This window comes from Vibrio profundi (assembly GCF_005281835.1).
Taxonomy (GTDB): domain Bacteria; phylum Pseudomonadota; class Gammaproteobacteria; order Enterobacterales; family Vibrionaceae; genus Vibrio; species Vibrio profundi.
Genome location: NZ_RZIS01000007.1, coordinates 223,674 through 241,809, shown reverse-complemented (window position 1 = coordinate 241,809; position 18,136 = coordinate 223,674). Strand labels below are relative to the sequence as shown.

Below are 18,136 nucleotides of genomic sequence, written 5' to 3'. Positions count from 1 at the left end.
AGTCGTTTCCGCTCGACTTGCATGTGTTAGGCCTGCCGCCAGCGTTCAATCTGAGCCATGATCAAACTCTTCAATTTAAGATTTTGTCGGCTCAATGAATACTGACTTCAAAACTACTAATGTAATTCTAAAGCTTATTATCGTTCCAACAGAACGATAATGAATTGACTGTGCCAAGACCGAAGTCTTGATTGGTCACTCAGTTCATTGAAACCAAAGTGATTCCTAAGAATCAATTTTTGATATTCATCAACGAGTGCCCACACAGATTGATAGGTTTAAATTGTTAAAGAGCTTACTTCATCAAGTCGCTTAGGACTCTCGAAGTGGACGTGCATTCTAGCGAGATAAGCTTCAGTGTCAAACACTTTTTGAAAGTTTATTTCGTTTATCGCTTCGTCTTACTAATCACTGCCGAAGCCTTATTGGCACTGCCGTGTCAGTGGATGCGCATTATAGGTAGTTCGATTTTTTAGGCAAGCATTAAAACGCATTTTTCTTAAAAAAAACGGCCGAATGAACACTATTCATTCGACCGTATATTTATACGCTTTTAAGCCCAATTTTCTTACAACTTACTCACACATACCTGTGGATAAATCAGTCATCACTATCAAAGAAATAAGAGATCCTTGAACGAGGATTTAAATACTCTCTTACTTTCTCAGGTAACTTCCCAGGGTGAATAGCATTTACTATCTTTATTTCTTTATCACCCAGGTCAATTATGGGAGCCTGTGTACGTGGTACGTTTGGATCGTAAATCAAAACGTTCGGATAGAGGATATTCTTGGAGTTAACGGAAATGACTAGCCCTATCGTTTCATTTGATAGCTGCACCACTGTCCCTGGAGGAAATACCCCCATGAACTTGATAAGTATGTTGAGGTTGTCATTACTATATAGGTGCTTGCAGTTCTTGTATAAATGAGAGAGAGCTACATAAGGAATCTTTTGCTCAGAAGGAATATTATGGTGGCAAAGATTATCAAACGCGTTCGCTACAGCTATCACTTGAGCAAGCTCATCTATTTCCGCTTCTTTTAGCCCATCAGGATAGCCAGAGCCATCATTCAATTCATGGTGCTGGGCGATGACTCTTTTTGTACTTTCTGGAAAATCCTGAATAGCATTAGCCATGTCTAAGCCATATTTAGTATGTAGCTTGAGGTAATTGCTTTCTGGGCCTGTTAATGGAGTCTGCTTTCTTAATATAGCGGAAGGGATCTTGATTTTACCGATGTCATGAAACAAAGCAGCGAAAGAGAGTTCCTTTAACTTTGCTGCATCATACCCTTTCGCTTTACCTACCATCATAGCAATCACTGATACATTCAATGCATGAAAGTAGATATCTTCGAATTCACTTTTACCGTTCATAAGGTGCAAAGTAACATTGTCATCACTTAGCAGTTTGTCAACGATATCTTCTATTAATAGCGCTGCTTCTTCTACTGCATCGGCAGGACGGTTACGGATTTTAAGCATCACAGAGCGCATTCTTGCTAAAGAACGTTCAAACTCTTTTTCGCAATTAATCACCCGTCTTCTATATGAACTAAGCTTTTCTATTCTTTTCTGCTTTTCTTGCCACATTTTTTGCGCTTCTAGATCGATTTCTTCATCTTGAGCACTATTCGCCTTAGGTTCTTGGTTGGCAGGTAAAGGCTGAGTATCACTTTGCCCTAAGTTAATGTAGACATACTTGATCCCTAAATGACGGATCATTTGTATCTGTTCTTCGTTCTTAACTTTAAAGCTATTGAATAGAAAAGGGTGTTCGTTCCACTTCACCGGAAGTCGAATATGTAATCCAGGTTGAATACGATCCACTGTAATTTTAATGCTGGCCACGTTTTATATACAACACAATTGGTAAAAGCTAATTTATAATCTTAATAGATTTATCTATCGAGATCATTATGCACATTCACACGCAACAACGACTAAAGTATGTCACTATGTAACATCCAACGGATTCCAAACTTGTCTTCCACCTTACCAAACCTTGCTCCCCAAAATGTATCAGCCAAAGGCATCATGACACGACCACTCTCAGCGAGCGTATCGAACAACTTACTTTGAATATTTGTGTCATCTAACACTAAAGACATGGCTACATTATTCCCGCATAGTTCTTTTGCTTTCATCCCATCAGACATCATTAGCTTCATTCCAAATGCTTCAAATTCAGCATGCATGATCCATTCAGGCTCAACGCCTTCTACTGTTTGAGGGGCATCTCTGAAATATTGCTTACTTACAACGACGCCACCGAAACACTTCTGGTAATACGCCAGTGCTTCTTCACAGCGTCCGCCGAAAAAAAGGTAAGGGGTCAGTTTGAACATAGATTCCTCCTATATAGATAATTTAAACATAGTCGAGAGGAAACAAATTGAAAGCTAACACTGTGAGTTTATTAGCTTTTAATGACACAACGCACAATCTAAATGTAAGGGCATAGAGATAGAAAGGGCTAATGAATTTAAACAATGTGATCGTGTTTCCATCTCCTATAACAGCGACAAGAACATGAATTAGTTTTCCCTAAATAGATAGAGTTCCCATATACGCTGTCAGCAGATCGGTGAGTACGGATATAGGCTCTACATAAAGCAGGCCTGTTCGTGATAATCCTAAAGTGACGGAGCCCCTATAGTTTCGTCATTACTCAACCAAATATTCAATTAGCCAACTTGGTGAGCAACTGACTAGCTCATGTGCAAATGCTAGTTAGTTTAAAACGGGCTGATTGGACCGGTATTTATGCCACCACCGCGAAGGCAACACTTTCCATACTCCAATTACAACAAAGCCCCAATTTTCGTTGAGGCTCTCTCTTTAAATACAGCACCAGTAGGCCACTTTACAGGGCTTGCACCCAAGCTGACACGTTGGATTTCAAATTCACATAAGCCAAAACGACGAAAGGTCGCTATATATGGTATCGGTTTAGGTGGACTGATTGGACAGGCATTCATGCCGCCACCCCGAAGGCAACGCTTTCCGCTCTCCAGATACAACAAAGACCCGACAAAAGTCGAGGCTTTGTTGTTAAAATATAGTACCGGTAGGCGACTTGGCTGGGCTTGCATCCAAGCCGACACACTGGATTTCAAATTCACATAAGCCAAAACGACGAAAGGTCGCTATAAAAGCGACCTTTCTATATATGGTACCGGTTAGGCGGGCTGATTGGACAGGCATTCCTGCCGCCACCGCGAAGGCAACGCTTTCCGATCTTCAGATACAACAAAGCCCCAACTTTCGTTGAGGCTCTGTCTTAAAATATGGTACCGGTAGGCGGACTTGAACCGCCACGCCCGAAGGCAACGGATTTTGAATCCGTCGTGTATACCAATTTCACCATACCGGCATCTTTGGGCTAGGCCCTTTTGATGTTTGGCATTATACGTATGCGAAGACTCGGTGCAAGCATAAAAGCTTGAAAAGCCAATTGTTTGCCGATAATTTCGCCATTAAGTAGTAAGCTGTGCGTCATGTCTCTTTTCAGAAGACGCTCAAGCCTATATTCTGACGCCAAATTTTAAGAGTAAGTTTTAGTTATGACTTCATCTACGACACTTCCACCAGCGGGCGTAATGCGACGTTTTGGTGCCCTTTTTTACGACGCTCTGATTGTATTAGCGATCGAAATGATGGCTGCTGGTGTCATCATTGCAATACTTGAAGCACTTGTGGCCGCAGGTTTAATGACTTATGGCCCATACATAGACGTCAGCGACATGCTATCAAAGCATCCAATATGGAGTTACGTGTACACCTTCTATCTAGTTGCGGTATGGGTTTACTTCTTTGTCTTCTTCTGGACTAGAGCAGGACAAACTTTGGGAATGCGAGCTTGGAAGCTTCGTCTCCAAAACCCTAATGGAACTGCAATATCAGTGACTCAAGCTTTAATTCGGTTAGGCACTTCTGGCTTTGGGCTGGCAAATTTAACGGTTCCTTTTGATCCACAGAAGCGTGGCTTCCATGACATGTGGGCTAAGACCGAAGTGGTCGTCCTACCAAAAGCAAATTAATCAAGAGTTGAATACAAAAATGGAAGGCAAAGCCTTCCATTTTTTTATGTAGTTTTAAAGTTTTCGCCTCAAGAGCAATACCGCTATCGCGAGGAAAACTACGCTTGGTGCGACTGCACCAAAAGCAGGCGGCACCTGGTACACCAAGCTCAGCGGCCCAAAAAATTCGCTTGAAATATAGAAGGTGAAGCCAGCAATCACACCAGACAGAATTCTCGCGCCCATGGTTACACTTCGTAGCGGACCAAAGATAAACGATAATGCCATCAGCATCATGACACCAATCGATATCGGCTGAGTGATCTTACGCCAAAATGCCAATTCATAACGAGACGAGTCTTGTTCCGATTCTTTTAAGAAAGAGACATAGCTATACAATCCACTCAGCGACAATTCCTCAGGCTTAACCGTTACCACCGCCAACTTGTCTGGTGCTAAAGAGGTTTTCCAGCGGTATTCAGGTAAGGACTCTTTGGAGATCTCAACTTCATTTTCTAATGTAGTGATTTGTACGTCGCTCATTTCCCAAGTGTTATCACTTAAGTAATTCACCTCTTCTGCAAAGACAACATTCTTCAACTCTTTATTTTCATCAAATCGCCACATGTTTAGACCGTATAACTGCTCGCCATCGACTTTACCGATAAAGATGAAATCATTAGCATCTCGCGCCCAAACTCCACTTCGAATTGAAACAATGCTACCACCCGAAATCGACATGGCTCTTAAATCACGTGCCATTTTCTGAGCCTGAGGAGCACCCCATTGACCAAGTAGTGTCACAATGATCATTAGCGGCACCGCTGTTTTCAAAACGGAGAGGCCAATGTCTAGTTTCGAAAAGCCTGCGGCCTGCATCACAACCAGTTCAGAGCTTGCCGCTAACATCCCCAACCCAATCAAAGCTCCTAGTAAGGCAGCCATTGGAAAGAACATTTCGATATCACGCGGAATACTTAAAATCACAAAATACAGAGCCTGTAATAAGTCGTAAGTACCGCGCCCTACTTTTCGTAATTGCTCTACGTATTTGATGATTCCAGAAAGCCCAACAAACGTCACTAATACCAAAGACGTTGTCGCGATGATGGTTCTGCCTATATAGAGATCAAGAATTTTAAACACGGCTTAAGCGAACCTCTTTTTTCTAAATTTTTCTTTAAAGCGTCGAACTGGCACGCTGTCCATAAAGTTAGCCATTATCGCTACCACCAGCAGTAAGGCATTGATTGGCCACATTCCTACAACGGCCGGAATGCTGCCATCTTCGATCGATGACTTAGTCGCACTTATCGCCAGGAAGTAAGTTAAATAAATTAGTATCGCAGGGCCCATTTTCGCAAAACGCCCCTGACGAGGGTTCACCGCTGATAACGGAACCACCAGCATGGTTAATAAAGGAATACACAATACTAATGATATGCGCCATTGCAGTTCAGCCTTAGCCCGTACATCTGGGTGGTTAATGAGGTCCATAGTTGGCAGCGCTTCCCAATCACGCCCTTTTTTCTTCACATCACGCTGACCAATGAGACCTTCGTACTCTTCAAAATGTGTGACCATGTAATCAACGCGCGTTGGCACCCCTTCATAACGAGTACCGTCATACATAGTAATCACCTGGCGGCCATCACTAAGCTCACTGACATCGCCCGACTTCGAAAACATAACACTTGGTAAAATAGAATCTCTTGGGCGGATTTGTGCGATAAAGACGTTGGATAGCTTACTGTCACTAATCGAATCAATGAACACTACCGATGAACGATCTGGAGTCGGCTCAAAACGACCTGTTCTTAGTAAATCAACACTGTTCTCTGCTGCTAACTGCTCGGTTAATTGCGCTTCTTTGTCTTGAGCCCACGGTGATAACCATAGTGAATTAAACGCGGCAACACTGGCGGTTATGATTGCTAGATACAGAGCCGCTTGAATAAGAAACTTATTCCCGATCCCCGTGGCATTCATTACAACAATTTCACTTTCAGCGTATAGGCGACCGAAAGTGAGCAAAATACCGATATAAATACTTAACGGGAGCATCAATAGCCCCATCGCTGGCATGTTCAAACCAACAATAGACAGAATCAAACTGGCGGGGATTTCACCATCCGACGCTTCGGCCAAAACGCTAATGAATTTTTGGCTAAGAAACACAAGAAAGAGTACGAAAAAAATCGCAAATTGGCTCTTGAGTGTCTCGCGGATCAAATATCTAACAATAATCACGCTGAAATTACCTATACAAAACTTGTTTTTTTAATTGAATCACTATAATTTCCCGTTGAACCTTTTATTTTTAAATTTTTGGCTAAGTGTTAGCACGCTTATTTAAAGGTTAGTTCCATTGTAGGATCCAACAAGTAAGCGCGCATTATCTAACATTTAGTTCTATTTGTCTTCAGGATGTAGGAGTACGCATGGAGTTCAGTGTAAAAAGTGGCAGTCCAGAGAAACAACGTAGCGCATGTATCGTTGTTGGGGTGTTCGAACCACGTCGCCTTTCTCCAGTAGCCGAGCAGCTAGATAAAATCAGCGATGGCTACATTAGTTCACTACTTCGCCGTGGTGATCTAGAAGGAAAACCTGGCCAGATGCTACTGCTGCATCAAGTACCTGGTGTTTTATCAGAGCGCGTTTTACTGGTTGGTTGTGGTAAAGAGCGTGAGCTTGGTGAACGTCAATACAAAGAAATTATTCAAAAGACCATCAGCACGCTAAACGAAACTGGCTCTATGGAAGCGGTTTGTTTCCTAACAGAGTTACACGTTAAAGGTCGCGACACTTACTGGAAAGTACGTCAAGCGGTTGAAGCAACAAAAGATGGCCTTTACACGTTCGATCAATTCAAGAGCAACAAGCCAGAGACTCGCCGTCCACTACGTAAATTGGTATTCAACGTACCAACTCGTCGTGAACTAAACCTTGGTGAAAAAGCGATTTCACACGGTCTAGCGATTGCATCTGGCGTTAAAGCATCGAAAGATCTTGGCAACATGCCACCAAATATTGCTAACCCTGCATACCTTGCTTCTCAAGCTCGTCGTCTTGCTGACGATTACGAAACCGTCACGACGAAGATCATTGGCGAAGAAGAGATGGAAAAGCTAGGCATGACGTCTTACCTAGCAGTAGGCCGTGGTTCTAAGAATGAATCTATGATGTCTATCATGGAGTACAAAGGCGCACCAGACGCAGATACAAAACCAATTGTATTAGTCGGTAAAGGCCTAACATTCGATTCAGGTGGTATTTCACTTAAGCCAGGTGAAGGCATGGATGAGATGAAGTACGACATGTGTGGTGCAGCATCGGTATTCGGTACAATGAAAGCTCTGGCTAAGTTGAACCTACCGATCAACGTTGTGGGTATTCTAGCGGGTTGTGAAAACATGCCAGGTAGTAATGCTTACCGTCCTGGTGACATCCTAACAACAATGTCGGGCCAAACTGTAGAAGTATTAAATACGGATGCAGAAGGTCGTCTAGTTCTTTGTGATGCGCTAACTTACGTTGAGCGCTTCGAACCTGATTGTGTTATCGATGTTGCAACGCTAACTGGCGCATGTGTGATTGCTTTAGGTCACCACATCAGTGGTGTTCTATCTAACCACAATCCACTGTCTCACGAGCTAGTGAACGCTTCAGAGCAAGCGAGCGACCGAGCGTGGCGTCTACCAATGGCTGACGAATACCACGAACAGATCGCAAGCCCATTCGCCGACATGGCGAACATCGGTGGTCGCCCTGGTGGCACTATCACTGCTGGTTGTTTCTTGTCTAAGTTTACGAAGAAATACAACTGGGCGCACATTGATAGCGCAGGTACAGCTTGGAAATCTGGCAAAGCAAAAGGTTCGACAGGTCGCCCTGTCTCTATGCTTGTCCAATTCCTACTGAACCGCAGCGGCCAAGAGACTGAGGAAAAATCCTCATAATTCAAAAAAGGGCCTACGGGCCCTTTTTTAGTATTACGGTTTGAGATTCTTGCATGCAAACAGCCACCTTCTACATTGTTAATGATGACAGCCCTCAAGCAACAACCGATGGGTTTAATCGTTATGTGCTATTTCTGGCCAGCCACTTTGCTAAGCAAGGTGCTAAAGTGTATCTACATTGCGAAGATAAAACACACGCGGAATCCATCGCGGAATGTTTTTGGCAAGTCGAGCCCGACCATTTCATCGCGCATAATTTAGTAGGGGAAGGCCCTAAATATTCCACTAACATTGAAATTGGCTACCAAGGAGTCAAACACAATTGGAATCGGCAACTAGTAATAAATCTGGCGGATAATAATACAACCTTTGCGAACGCCTTTGCTCAAGTGGTAGACTTCGTCCCTTGCGAAGAAAAAGCTAAGCAACTGGCTCGAGAAAGGTATAAAATTTACCGTCAAGCTGGATATCAGCTACAAACTATCGAGATTCAACATCCATAGTCAAACCTCATAGTTAAAGCTCTCTTTGAGTCTTACTCAAGAAGCTTCACTTATGAAGTTTGACCACGATTAACTATTCACAGTATCCGTTTAAGAGCACTATGGAAAAGACATACAACCCAACATCAATCGAACAAGATCTGTATCAGACTTGGGAAGAGAAAGGCTACTTTAAGCCACACGGTGACACATCAAAAGAAGCGTACAGCATCATGATCCCGCCACCGAACGTCACTGGTAGCCTACACATGGGTCACGCGTTCCAAGACACTATCATGGATACTCTTATCCGTGCTGAACGTATGAAAGGTAAAAATACGCTTTGGCAAGTGGGTACTGACCACGCTGGTATCGCAACTCAAATGGTTGTTGAGCGTAAGATCGCGGCAGAAGAAGGTAAAACTAAGCACGATTACGGTCGTGACGCTTTCATCGACAAGATCTGGGAATGGAAAAACGAATCTGGTGGCACAATCACTAAGCAACTTCGTCGTCTAGGCGCATCGGTAGACTGGGACCGTGAGCGTTTCACTATGGATGATGGGCTGTCTAACGCTGTTCAAGAAGTGTTTGTTCGCCTATACGAAGATGACCTAATCTACCGTGGTAAGCGTCTAGTAAACTGGGATCCTAAACTGCACACAGCAATTTCTGATCTTGAAGTTGAAAACAAAGACAAAAAAGGCCACATGTGGCATTTCCGCTACCCGCTAGCAAACGGTGTGAAAACCGCTGAAGGTAAAGACTACATTGTTGTTGCGACAACTCGTCCAGAAACCATGCTTGGTGATACTGGTGTTGCTGTAAACCCAGAAGATCCACGTTACAAAGATCTTATCGGTAAAGAAATCCTACTTCCTATCGTTAACCGTCTGATCCCTATCGTAGGCGATGAGCACGCAGATATGGAAAAAGGCACAGGTTGTGTGAAAATCACGCCTGCGCACGATTTCAATGACTACGAAGTTGGTAAGCGTAACAACCTACCAATGATCAACATCCTAACGTTCAACGCTGATATCCGTGATGCAGCTGAAGTATTCACTACTAACGGTGAAGCTAGCGATGTTTACTCTACTGAGCTACCAGCTAAATACCACGGTATGGAGCGTTTCGCTGCTCGTAAAGCGATCGTTGCTGAGTTTGAAGAGCTTGGTCTTCTTGATGAAATCAAAGATCACGACCTAACGGTTCCTTACGGCGACCGTGGTGGCGTGGTTATCGAACCAATGCTAACTGACCAATGGTACGTACGTGCTGCACCTCTTGCAGAGCCTGCTGTTAAAGCGGTTGAAGATGGTGATATCCAGTTCGTTCCTAAGCAATACGAAAACATGTACTTCTCTTGGATGCGTGACATTCAAGACTGGTGTATCTCTCGTCAACTTTGGTGGGGTCACCGTATCCCTGCATGGTACGACAACGATGGCAACGTATACGTAGGCCGTACTGAAGAAGAAGTACGTGCAAACAACAACCTTGCACCAGTTGTAGTTCTTCGCCAAGACGACGACGTACTAGATACATGGTTCTCTTCTGCATTATGGACGTTCGGTACTCAAGGCTGGCCTGAGCAAACTGAAGACCTGAAGACATTCCACCCTTCAGACGTTCTAGTAACGGGCTTCGACATCATCTTCTTCTGGGTTGCGCGTATGATCATGATGACCATGCACTTCAACAAAGACGAAAATGGTAAAGCACAAGTACCATTCAAGACAGTTTACGTAACGGGTCTAATCCGTGACGAAAACGGCGACAAGATGTCTAAGTCTAAAGGTAACGTTCTTGACCCTATCGACATGATCGATGGTATCGATCTTGAGTCTCTAGTAGAGAAGCGTTGTGGCAACATGATGCAACCTCAGCTAGCGAAGAAGATCGAGAAGAACACGCGTAAGACCTTCGAAAACGGTATCGAACCCTATGGTACTGACGCACTGCGTTTCACTCTTGCTGCTATGGCTTCTACTGGCCGTGACATCAACTGGGATATGAAGCGTCTTGAAGGTTACCGTAACTTCTGTAATAAGCTATGGAACGCAAGCCGTTACGTACTGATGAACACAGAAGAGCACGATTGTGGCATGTCACTATCAGCTGAAGACCGTGCAAACATGGAATTCTCTCTAGCAGATAAGTGGATTGAATCTCAGTTTGAGCTAGCAGCGAAAGAGTTTAACGCTCACCTAGACAACTACCGTCTAGACATGGCAGCAAACACGCTTTACGAATTCATCTGGAACCAATTCTGTGACTGGTACCTAGAGCTAACTAAGCCGGTTCTATGGAAAGGTACAGAAGCTCAGCAACAAGCGACTCGCTACATGCTGATCACTGTTCTAGAGAAGACGCTACGTCTTGCTCACCCAGTGCTTCCTTACATCACTGAATCTATCTGGCAGAGCGTTAAGCCACTAGTAGACGGTGTTGAAGGCGAGACAATCATGACTCAAGCGCTTCCTCAATTTAACGAAGATAACTTCGACGCTGAGATCGTAGAAGACATCGAATGGGTTAAGACTTTCATCACTGCTATCCGTAACCTACGTGCGGAATACGACATTGCACCTAGCAAAGGTCTAGAAGTAATGATCAAAGTTGCTAGTGAGAAAGACGCGGCACGTATCGAAGCAAACAAGGTCGTTCTAAACTCTCTTGCTAAACTAGATAGCCTAACGGTTCTTGCAGACGACGCTGAGACGCCAGCATGTGCGACTAAGCTAGTGGGTCAGTCTGAGCTGATGATCCCAATGGCGGGTCTAATCGACAAAGACGCTGAGCTTGCTCGTCTTGATAAAGAAGTGAAGAAAACGCACGGCGAAATCAAGCGTATCGAAGGCAAGCTAGGTAACGAAGGTTTCGTTGCTAAAGCACCTGAAGCGGTTATCGCAAAAGAGCGTGAAAAACTTGAAGGCTACCAAGAGACTCTTGTGAAGCTTGAAGAGCAAAAAGCGACTATCGCTGCTTTATAATGTGTTAGTCCGCTAACTATTATAAACCAATAAAAAAGGGCAGATTATTCTGCCCTTTTTAGTATCTATCTCAACGCTTATTGAACCTGCTGTAATGATTCAATCCTTTCATCCAATTCAGGGTGTGAGTTTAACCAAGCCGGAGGCTCTGTATGACTCCCAAGGTCGCTCTTGAGTAATTCAAACATTTCCACCATTGGTTGATTAGTACCATATATTTGCAACATAGAATCAGACGCAAATACATCGGCTTCTCGTTCAGCATCTTGCGACTGACCGTTATTCGCAATAAAGACTCCAAGCCCTGCCAAATTATCAATCACTCCAGAACTTTCGCCAGTTAACAGCGCAACAGATAAAGATATCAAGCTTGAACGAACAATTGTTTTCATTACATGCTGATGCTCAACGTGCCCCAATTCGTGCAGTAAAATACTATCCAGCTGCTGGTCAGTATTCGTTAATCGGACGAGATCGTCTAACACGATAATAGTGCCGTTACTTAAGGCAAAAGCATTCGCACCGAGTTCAGACGAACGAAACAACAGTTGGACATCTTGCTTAATATCTAGCCTTGAAAGATGCTGTTCAAAGCGCTGACGAATAACCTCTTGGCGAGCGAGCGGCAAAGTCGACACTTCAAAAAACTGCTTGTCTAGAGAGGCTAATACCTGATCCTCTACCACTCTTGGTACAGATTCAGGTAAGTAAGCAACCACTCGCTCAGTGAGCCAAGGTATACCATGAGTAAAGGTTGCGATCGTCAAAACCAGTACTGCTGCGCAGCTAACTAAAATGGCGACTGCATTTCTTTCAAGCTTACCAAGTAAATCGTTTTTGCCCTGTAGCTTCAGATAACTAGCAAGTTCTTCGCTTGGACTTGCGACAAAAAGCCAGCCGTTAGGAAAACGCATTTTAGTTGGAGCGCTTCCCACACCAACAGATACTTCTACTCGTTCAGCATAAGCACTAAAGAGCTCTCCACTCACATTTAGCACCAACTTCCCTGTTTGGGAGGTGTCCAATGTAGCCTCGCAGCGCATAGAGCTACGAGGCGGATGCGCAACACCCGATAACATTAACCAATACCAAGGTCGACATTAAAGGCTTGCGCCACTTCGTCAGCAACCGCTGATTTCACATCAGAACCTTGATCGCTCACGACTAGCGAATCTAGATCACCTTTAACGTAAGTATTCTCTGCTAAATAATTCATGGTTCTGACCATGACCCAAGGACGCGCAATACCCAATGTCATAAGTTGAAGCAAGAAGTTCGTCACAACCAAACTTACATAACCTTTGATGGATAATGTAGAAGCAAAATTAAATTCAGAAGCCTTCTCCTCAGCTTTGCCTTCAAGAATTAATCGCGCAAAAGTGTAGTTACGAATTCGAACCTTAGTGTAAGCCGCTATCGCAAGGCCGATTGCAATAAATCCAAAGTAATATCCGACCATAATCGGTGCTAAATCACCACGACTCATGATTTCAGTAAACGATTCAGGGTTACTCATTAGGCTCACTCCCGCAATCGCTACAAAGCTCACCACGAGTAAAGCAGCCATGATGATCCAGGCGACTGTCGCTACTAAGTAAGTTTTAAAATAAAACGAGTTTTGATAGTCCGCTGTAAATTGGCGCTCACCATATCGGTAACCATTAGAAAAATAATTAGCAATTCCCGCGAATGACCAAGCCTGTAGATAAACACTAGCAGGAACCAGTACTAACAACGCCACTACGCCAGCAATAACATCAAATTTCATAGCGAAGACTACGGCAGTAGTTGCCAGCACAAAACCTAGGCTCGCCAGAACACCACGTCCTAAGATTGCCCAATATGCTCCGGCAATCGTTCCTTCAAATGAAAAGTGAACATTACGAAAGCTGGTCATTGCAGAATCAAAACGAGCGTTACTACGAGAAAGTAATGGCAATAAAAGTATAAACGCCAGTAGTAGAACTAGCGCGATTTGAGGTGCAAACTGGTTAGTCACAGCCCAAGCTAATACACACACCATTGCGACGATACGCCCTTTAAGGATCTGAATAGGTTGGCCGTGATATTCAAAACTATCCCCAGCCAAAGATGTTTTTCCATAGAAATAACGTTTATTACGCACTTTTGCCCACGCCGAATAAATACCTAGCGTGATGACTGACAATAAAATGTTAACAATCCATATCCCAAAATATTCTTTACCTTTCCCTGTAAAACTAACCCTAGTTTCCAACTCTTTGGTTTCCATTTTTTACTCCATCTGACGTTAATTATTAATCCATGTACATCTAAGTGCACATTGGAAGTCGAACGCTATAGAAATACATCATATTGTTCAATTGATAGTCTTAATAAATCAAAGGCGGTTATCATAATGTTTATGAATACCCATAAAGTGTTATCCAATTGAGTTGAAAACATTTGACATAGTTGCGACACGCAATTAACTTAAAGTTGTAACTCGCAACTATATGAGAAGAATTATGGAAGCCGAACAACTTAGAGAACTTTCTCGCCAACTCGTTAGACAACTAGGGATGCTCAACAAAGAATGCGGTGACGTTGCCTTGTCCCCTATACAAGCTCACACACTTATCGAGTTAGAAGCGGTTCCGCTTACTGTTAACCAACTGGCTAAAAACCTGAATATCGATAAATCCAATGCAAGCCGAGCACTCACCAACTTACTCAATCACGGGCTGGTTTCTACTTTTCCTCACCCCGACGATAAACGAAGCGTTATTGCTTCATTAACCCCTTCAGGTTCTGAAACACTAGAAGCGCTGCATCAACAACAAAACCAATTTTATGATTCCGTACTGGAGAGATTATCTGAACAAGAAAGCGTACAAATATCCGCTAGCCTCCAACAATATTTGAAAGCATTAAAACAGAGCCAAGAAGCCGACTCATTTGTAGTGCGCCCTCTCAAAGCTGAAGATAATCTTGCAGTAGCTGAGGTAATTAGAACCGTCTCTTACGAGCATGGGCTCACCGAAGACAAAGGCTACGGCGTAGCAGATCCAACACTAGAGGATATGTTCAGCGTCTATGACAACGATAAGTCCAAATATTGGGTCATTGAGTTGAATGGCAAAGTTGTCGGTGGCGGTGGTTTTGCTCCATTAGCGGGTAAGCCTGAAGTTTGTGAATTACAAAAAATGTACTTTCTAGAAGAGACACGAGGTAAAGGACTAGCGAAAAAGTTGGTCAATATGTCAATCAAGCACGCCAGAACACTCGGCTATCAATCAATGTATTTAGAAACAACGGAATGCTTAGGGGCAGCAGTAGCGCTATATGAAAAATTAGGCTTTGAGCATCTCGATTCGGCTTGGGGAGATACGGGCCATGACGCGTGCGAAGTTGTCATGGTAAAATCGTTACAGTAAATGCTAGAGGGGATTATCTTAAAAAATGACTCATACACGCGGCAGGGTTTAGCGCAATTTCCGCCTGCTCACTCTGTCCATCGAGCTCAACCTCTAACGAATACAAATCTTTCGAGCTAGGCGTATTTAGCTCAGCATACTTAGGAGCTTCTACTTGAAAGATTGCACTGGTATGCTCCGCTCTAACATCAATTGGCAGTACATACTTCATGCCATTAAATCTGACCGAGGCCGAAACCAACCCAGGGGAAAGCGTTTTATAAAGCAAATCGACTTTAAATTCACACCCACCACCGTGGTGCCAGATCTGCTCGGTGATCACCTGCTCTAGCTTAACGTTCCGAATAAATTGGAGATACGGCACTTGCCAAACTCCCATTCTTTCATCGGTTTTCTCTGGTAACGCTTCTTGTAACAAGCAAAGATCTTGAAGATCTTCTTCTAGCAACAAGCTCTCTTCTTCTTCAAGAAACAGCACTTCAAATCGATTTCGGCCAAGCTGCATATACGGACGAATGTCCTTTCGGTAAACAGCCTGAGTCCCATCACAATCAAATACCGCTACCCCATTAAGCCTGACTTCGGCAAAGTAATCGACTCCAGCCATCACCAGCTCGACAGCAGGAAACGCCATCATGGAATCATCCACTTCAATGTCATGCATTAAATGCCACTCTTGAGCAGCAATCTCGGGCTCTGTTAACGAGTCAGGTAGGACAGAACTCAAAGGCGCAGGAAAGGTAATGTCATCCTGAGGGATAGAAAGATCGGTCAACGGAGATACTTGCCATAAGCCTGCTAGGGATAACATCATGTCATAAATTGCGCTAGATCAAATTTGGCAGCATTATAATGAATACATACACATAAAGACATGCCTTTTTCTATGGGCAAAAAAATACCAGCGATTAAGCTGGCATTATAAAAAGTGAACGAAGTAAGTTTTTACTCTTCGCCTTCATCATCTTCTTCTGGGTAGATCGCATCCTCACCTTCATAGTAAGTACCCCAGCCGTCGTAGATGATGTCGAATTTTTCCGCTAGGTTTACCAGCTTTTCAACTTGCTCATCGATCGCTTCTGCACTCAGTGCAGATTGCATAGTCGCATCACAACAAAGTAGCTTGTTGCCATCTTCGTCTTCTGTCTCTTCCGCTTCTAGTACTTCAAAACCCATTTTGAATGCTTCAACAACGGCTTTCTCTAGTACTTCGAAATCTTCAGCAAATAGGTGGTGCTCAATATCGTATAAAGCATCAGGATCGCTACCATCTTCGATCAATGCTTCAATGATGTCGCGAGTCTCTTCCTTTTGAAATTCAATTAATTCCGCTACTGATAGATATTCATCTTCGTGAGACATGTTTCTGCTCCAGAGTGTTGACTATGAAAGGATCAAATTTGATTGCCACGAAATATGGCATGGATCGAGGTTAAAAGCCACCTAGATTAGGGGAAGATCGCGATCTTTCTTATGTCGTTTATTGATAGTTGCCCTATGAAAAATAAAACCACAATCACAGAAACAACTTTCTAACAAATAATTAACCAACAATAAATTTAGAATATCGTCTTTGTTCTATTTAACCTCTTCACTGCCTGATATTTGCCTTTTTATTAGGGTTATCTGCATAGAATCATGCTGGTTAAAATGAATAAAATTCCATTGGTTCTTCAATTTAATCTAACTTGTGAATATTCATTCACATTATTCAGGAGTGCCTTCTGCAAAAGAGGAATTCATTAACGCATAACAAATCACTTTTCACCTTCAGTTTCAATAACCACAAAATAGCCAAATAAACTACACAATCCATAAGATTAAGAATTAAAAACCATATTTATCCAAAAAACATACAATGAATGACCAATATCGTTACTTGCATCTTAGTGTGAAGCTTGTCATAAATAGAGGCTGGATTAAAAGTAAGGATGCAAAATGAGTAAGCTGTACGTTGGCTCTGAAGTCGGTCAATTAAGACGAGTATTATTAAATCGACCAGAACGAGCACTCACCCACCTCACCCCTTCTAACTGTCATGAACTGTTGTTTGATGATGTACTTGCGGTAGAAGCCGCGGGTGAAGAGCACGATGCTTTTGCAAAAACACTTAGCAACCAAGGTGTTGAAGTACTTTTGCTGCATGATCTACTCGTAGAAACGTTAGCAGTATCTGAAGCTCGTGAGTGGCTACTCAACACGCAGATCTCTGATTTCCGTTACGGCCCGACTTTCGCACATGACCTGCGTAACTACTTAGCTCAAATGGATAACGAGCACCTTGCAACTATCTTGCTTGGTGGATTGGCTTACTCTGAGCTACCGATCAAATCATCGTCGATGCTGCCAAAAATGCATCGCCCTCTCGATTTCGTTATTGAGCCTCTACCAAACCACCTATTTACCCGTGACACGTCATGCTGGGTTTACGGCGGCGTTTCACTGAACCCAATGATGAAACCGGCTCGCCAACGCGAAACCAACCACCTGCGTGCTATCTATCGTTGGCACCCTGTCTTTGCTGGCCAAGATTTCATTAAGTACTTTGGTGATGAAGATCTGCATTACGACAACGCTAACATTGAAGGCGGTGACGTATTAGTTATCGGTAAGGGCGCGGTACTAATCGGTATCTCTGAGCGTACTAAGCCGCAAGGCGTTGAGAACTTAGCGGCAAGCTTGTTCAAGTCAGGTCAAGCAACCGAAGTGATCGCCATTGATTTACCAAAACACCGTTCGTGCATGCACTTAGATACGGTTATGACTCATATGGATATCGATACTTTCTCGGTATACCCAGAGATCGTACGTAAAGACCTCGACACATGGCGCCTAACTCCAAAAGAAAACGGCGAAATGCGAGTTCAGAAAGCCGACAACTACCTAAGTGCAATTGAAGGCGCGTTAGGTATCGATCAGCTGAAGATCATCACCACTGGTGGTGACAACTACGAAGCTGAGCGTGAACAATGGAATGATGCAAACAACGTCCTAACGGTTAAACCAGGTGTCGTGATCGGCTACGAGCGTAACGTTTATACGAACGAGAAATACGACAAAGCGGGCATTGAAGTCCTAACGATCCCAGGTAATGAACTTGGCCGCGGCCGTGGTGGTGCTCGCTGTATGAGCTGCCCAATCGAGCGTGATGGTATCTAGCTAATCTTCGAAGTTAAAACCTCCCAGAAATCTAAAAAGGCTGATGTGTTATCCATCAGCCTTTTTTTAAACTCAAGATCAAATAATTATTCACAAAAGTAGCATTTATATGTTTAACTA

The 18,136-nt window shown here is 43.4% G+C and carries 14 protein-coding genes, 1 tRNA gene and 1 rRNA gene; 6 read left to right on the top strand and 10 right to left on the bottom strand.

The window, feature by feature from the left end; translation table 11 throughout:
• The 4 genes from ELZ11_RS17555 to ELZ11_RS17530 all read right to left on the bottom strand — a co-directional run.
• Positions 1-77: ribosomal RNA gene (locus tag ELZ11_RS17555) — 16S ribosomal RNA — on the bottom strand; the annotation flags it as partial.
• Positions 78-600: 523 nt separating this feature from the next.
• Entirely contained in the window at positions 601-1,854 is a 1,254-nt protein-coding gene (locus ELZ11_RS17545; RefSeq protein WP_137358691.1) for a cyclic di-GMP phosphodiesterase, read from the bottom strand.
• 92 nt (positions 1,855-1,946) lie between these two features.
• Positions 1,947-2,351, bottom strand: coding sequence for a VOC family protein (locus ELZ11_RS17540; protein WP_137358690.1), 405 nt, complete (start codon positions 2,349-2,351; stop codon positions 1,947-1,949).
• 943 nt (positions 2,352-3,294) lie between these two features.
• A tRNA-Leu gene (locus tag ELZ11_RS17530) sits at positions 3,295-3,379 on the bottom strand.
• A gap of 190 nt (positions 3,380-3,569) precedes the next feature.
• Between ELZ11_RS17530 and ELZ11_RS17525 the strand changes: the two genes are divergently transcribed.
• Entirely contained in the window at positions 3,570-4,046 is a 477-nt protein-coding gene (locus tag ELZ11_RS17525) for an RDD family protein (RefSeq protein WP_137358689.1), read from the top strand.
• 54 nt (positions 4,047-4,100) lie between these two features.
• On the opposite strand, the gene lptG is transcribed toward ELZ11_RS17525, so the two are convergent.
• Complete coding sequence (lptG, locus tag ELZ11_RS17520) at positions 4,101-5,171, bottom strand: LPS export ABC transporter permease LptG (protein ID WP_137358688.1); 1,071 nt, start codon at positions 5,169-5,171, stop codon at positions 4,101-4,103.
• Between the two features lie 3 nt (positions 5,172-5,174).
• Positions 5,175-6,275, bottom strand: coding sequence for an LPS export ABC transporter permease LptF (lptF, locus tag ELZ11_RS17515; protein WP_137358687.1), 1,101 nt, complete (start codon positions 6,273-6,275; stop codon positions 5,175-5,177).
• Between the two features lie 191 nt (positions 6,276-6,466).
• Between lptF and pepA the strand changes: the two genes are divergently transcribed.
• From pepA to ELZ11_RS17500, 3 genes are all read left to right on the top strand, one after another.
• Positions 6,467-7,984, top strand: a complete 1,518-nt coding sequence (gene pepA, locus ELZ11_RS17510) for a leucyl aminopeptidase (RefSeq protein ID WP_137358686.1) — start codon at positions 6,467-6,469, stop codon at positions 7,982-7,984.
• 53 nt (positions 7,985-8,037) lie between these two features.
• Positions 8,038-8,487, top strand: a complete 450-nt coding sequence (locus ELZ11_RS17505) for a DNA polymerase III subunit chi (protein WP_137358685.1) — start codon at positions 8,038-8,040, stop codon at positions 8,485-8,487.
• 101 nt (positions 8,488-8,588) lie between these two features.
• Positions 8,589-11,462 (top strand): valine--tRNA ligase, encoded by a 2,874-nt coding sequence (locus ELZ11_RS17500; protein WP_137358684.1) that lies wholly within the window; start codon positions 8,589-8,591, stop codon positions 11,460-11,462.
• A gap of 77 nt (positions 11,463-11,539) precedes the next feature.
• On the opposite strand, the gene ELZ11_RS17495 is transcribed toward ELZ11_RS17500, so the two are convergent.
• Together ELZ11_RS17495 and ELZ11_RS17490 are read right to left on the bottom strand one after the other, a co-directional pair.
• The gene (locus ELZ11_RS17495; protein WP_137358683.1) at positions 11,540-12,541 is read right to left on the bottom strand and encodes a M48 family metallopeptidase; all 1,002 of its coding nucleotides are present in this window, start codon (positions 12,539-12,541) and stop codon (positions 11,540-11,542) included.
• Positions 12,541-13,713: a YjgN family protein gene (locus tag ELZ11_RS17490; RefSeq protein WP_137358682.1), complete on the bottom strand. Its 1,173-nt coding sequence runs from the start codon at positions 13,711-13,713 to the stop codon at positions 12,541-12,543. The genes ELZ11_RS17495 and ELZ11_RS17490 overlap by 1 nt, the downstream gene beginning before the upstream one ends.
• 235 nt (positions 13,714-13,948) lie before the next feature.
• Here ELZ11_RS17490 and ELZ11_RS17485 point away from each other — a divergent pair, with 235 nt between their 5' ends.
• Positions 13,949-14,857: a bifunctional helix-turn-helix transcriptional regulator/GNAT family N-acetyltransferase gene (locus ELZ11_RS17485; protein ID WP_137358681.1), complete on the top strand. Its 909-nt coding sequence runs from the start codon at positions 13,949-13,951 to the stop codon at positions 14,855-14,857.
• Positions 14,858-14,870: 13 nt separating this feature from the next.
• Here ELZ11_RS17485 and ELZ11_RS17480 read toward each other — a convergent pair whose 3' ends face one another.
• Together ELZ11_RS17480 and rraB are read right to left on the bottom strand one after the other, a co-directional pair.
• Positions 14,871-15,671, bottom strand: a complete 801-nt coding sequence (locus ELZ11_RS17480; RefSeq protein WP_137358680.1) for a glycosyl hydrolase 2 galactose-binding domain-containing protein — start codon at positions 15,669-15,671, stop codon at positions 14,871-14,873.
• A 131-nt stretch (positions 15,672-15,802) separates the two neighbouring features.
• A complete protein-coding gene (gene rraB, locus ELZ11_RS17475) occupies positions 15,803-16,219 on the bottom strand; it encodes a ribonuclease E inhibitor RraB (protein ID WP_137358679.1) in 417 nt (138 codons plus the stop codon).
• Positions 16,220-16,795: 576 nt separating this feature from the next.
• Here rraB and arcA point away from each other — a divergent pair.
• Positions 16,796-18,016 (top strand): arginine deiminase, encoded by a 1,221-nt coding sequence (gene arcA / locus ELZ11_RS17470; RefSeq protein ID WP_137358678.1) that lies wholly within the window; start codon positions 16,796-16,798, stop codon positions 18,014-18,016.
• The last annotated feature ends 120 nt before the right edge of the window (positions 18,017-18,136 follow it).

Excerpts from the sequence above, each read along its gene's own strand:
- ELZ11_RS17540 (WP_137358690.1), bottom strand. The coding sequence starts at position 2,351 with ATGTTCAAACTGACCCCTTACCTTTTTTTCGGCGGACGCTGTGAAGAA.
- ELZ11_RS17525 (WP_137358689.1), top strand. The coding sequence starts at position 3,570 with ATGACTTCATCTACGACACTTCCACCAGCGGGCGTAATGCGACGTTTT.
- pepA (WP_137358686.1), top strand. The coding sequence starts at position 6,467 with ATGGAGTTCAGTGTAAAAAGTGGCAGTCCAGAGAAACAACGTAGCGCA.
- ELZ11_RS17505 (WP_137358685.1), top strand. The coding sequence starts at position 8,038 with ATGCAAACAGCCACCTTCTACATTGTTAATGATGACAGCCCTCAAGCA.
- ELZ11_RS17500 (WP_137358684.1), top strand. The coding sequence starts at position 8,589 with ATGGAAAAGACATACAACCCAACATCAATCGAACAAGATCTGTATCAG.
- ELZ11_RS17495 (WP_137358683.1), bottom strand. The coding sequence starts at position 12,541 with ATGTTATCGGGTGTTGCGCATCCGCCTCGTAGCTCTATGCGCTGCGAG.
- ELZ11_RS17490 (WP_137358682.1), bottom strand. The coding sequence starts at position 13,713 with ATGGAAACCAAAGAGTTGGAAACTAGGGTTAGTTTTACAGGGAAAGGT.
- ELZ11_RS17485 (WP_137358681.1), top strand. The coding sequence starts at position 13,949 with ATGGAAGCCGAACAACTTAGAGAACTTTCTCGCCAACTCGTTAGACAA.
- ELZ11_RS17480 (WP_137358680.1), bottom strand. The coding sequence starts at position 15,671 with ATGATGTTATCCCTAGCAGGCTTATGGCAAGTATCTCCGTTGACCGAT.
- rraB (WP_137358679.1), bottom strand. The coding sequence starts at position 16,219 with ATGTCTCACGAAGATGAATATCTATCAGTAGCGGAATTAATTGAATTT.
- arcA (WP_137358678.1), top strand. The coding sequence starts at position 16,796 with ATGAGTAAGCTGTACGTTGGCTCTGAAGTCGGTCAATTAAGACGAGTA.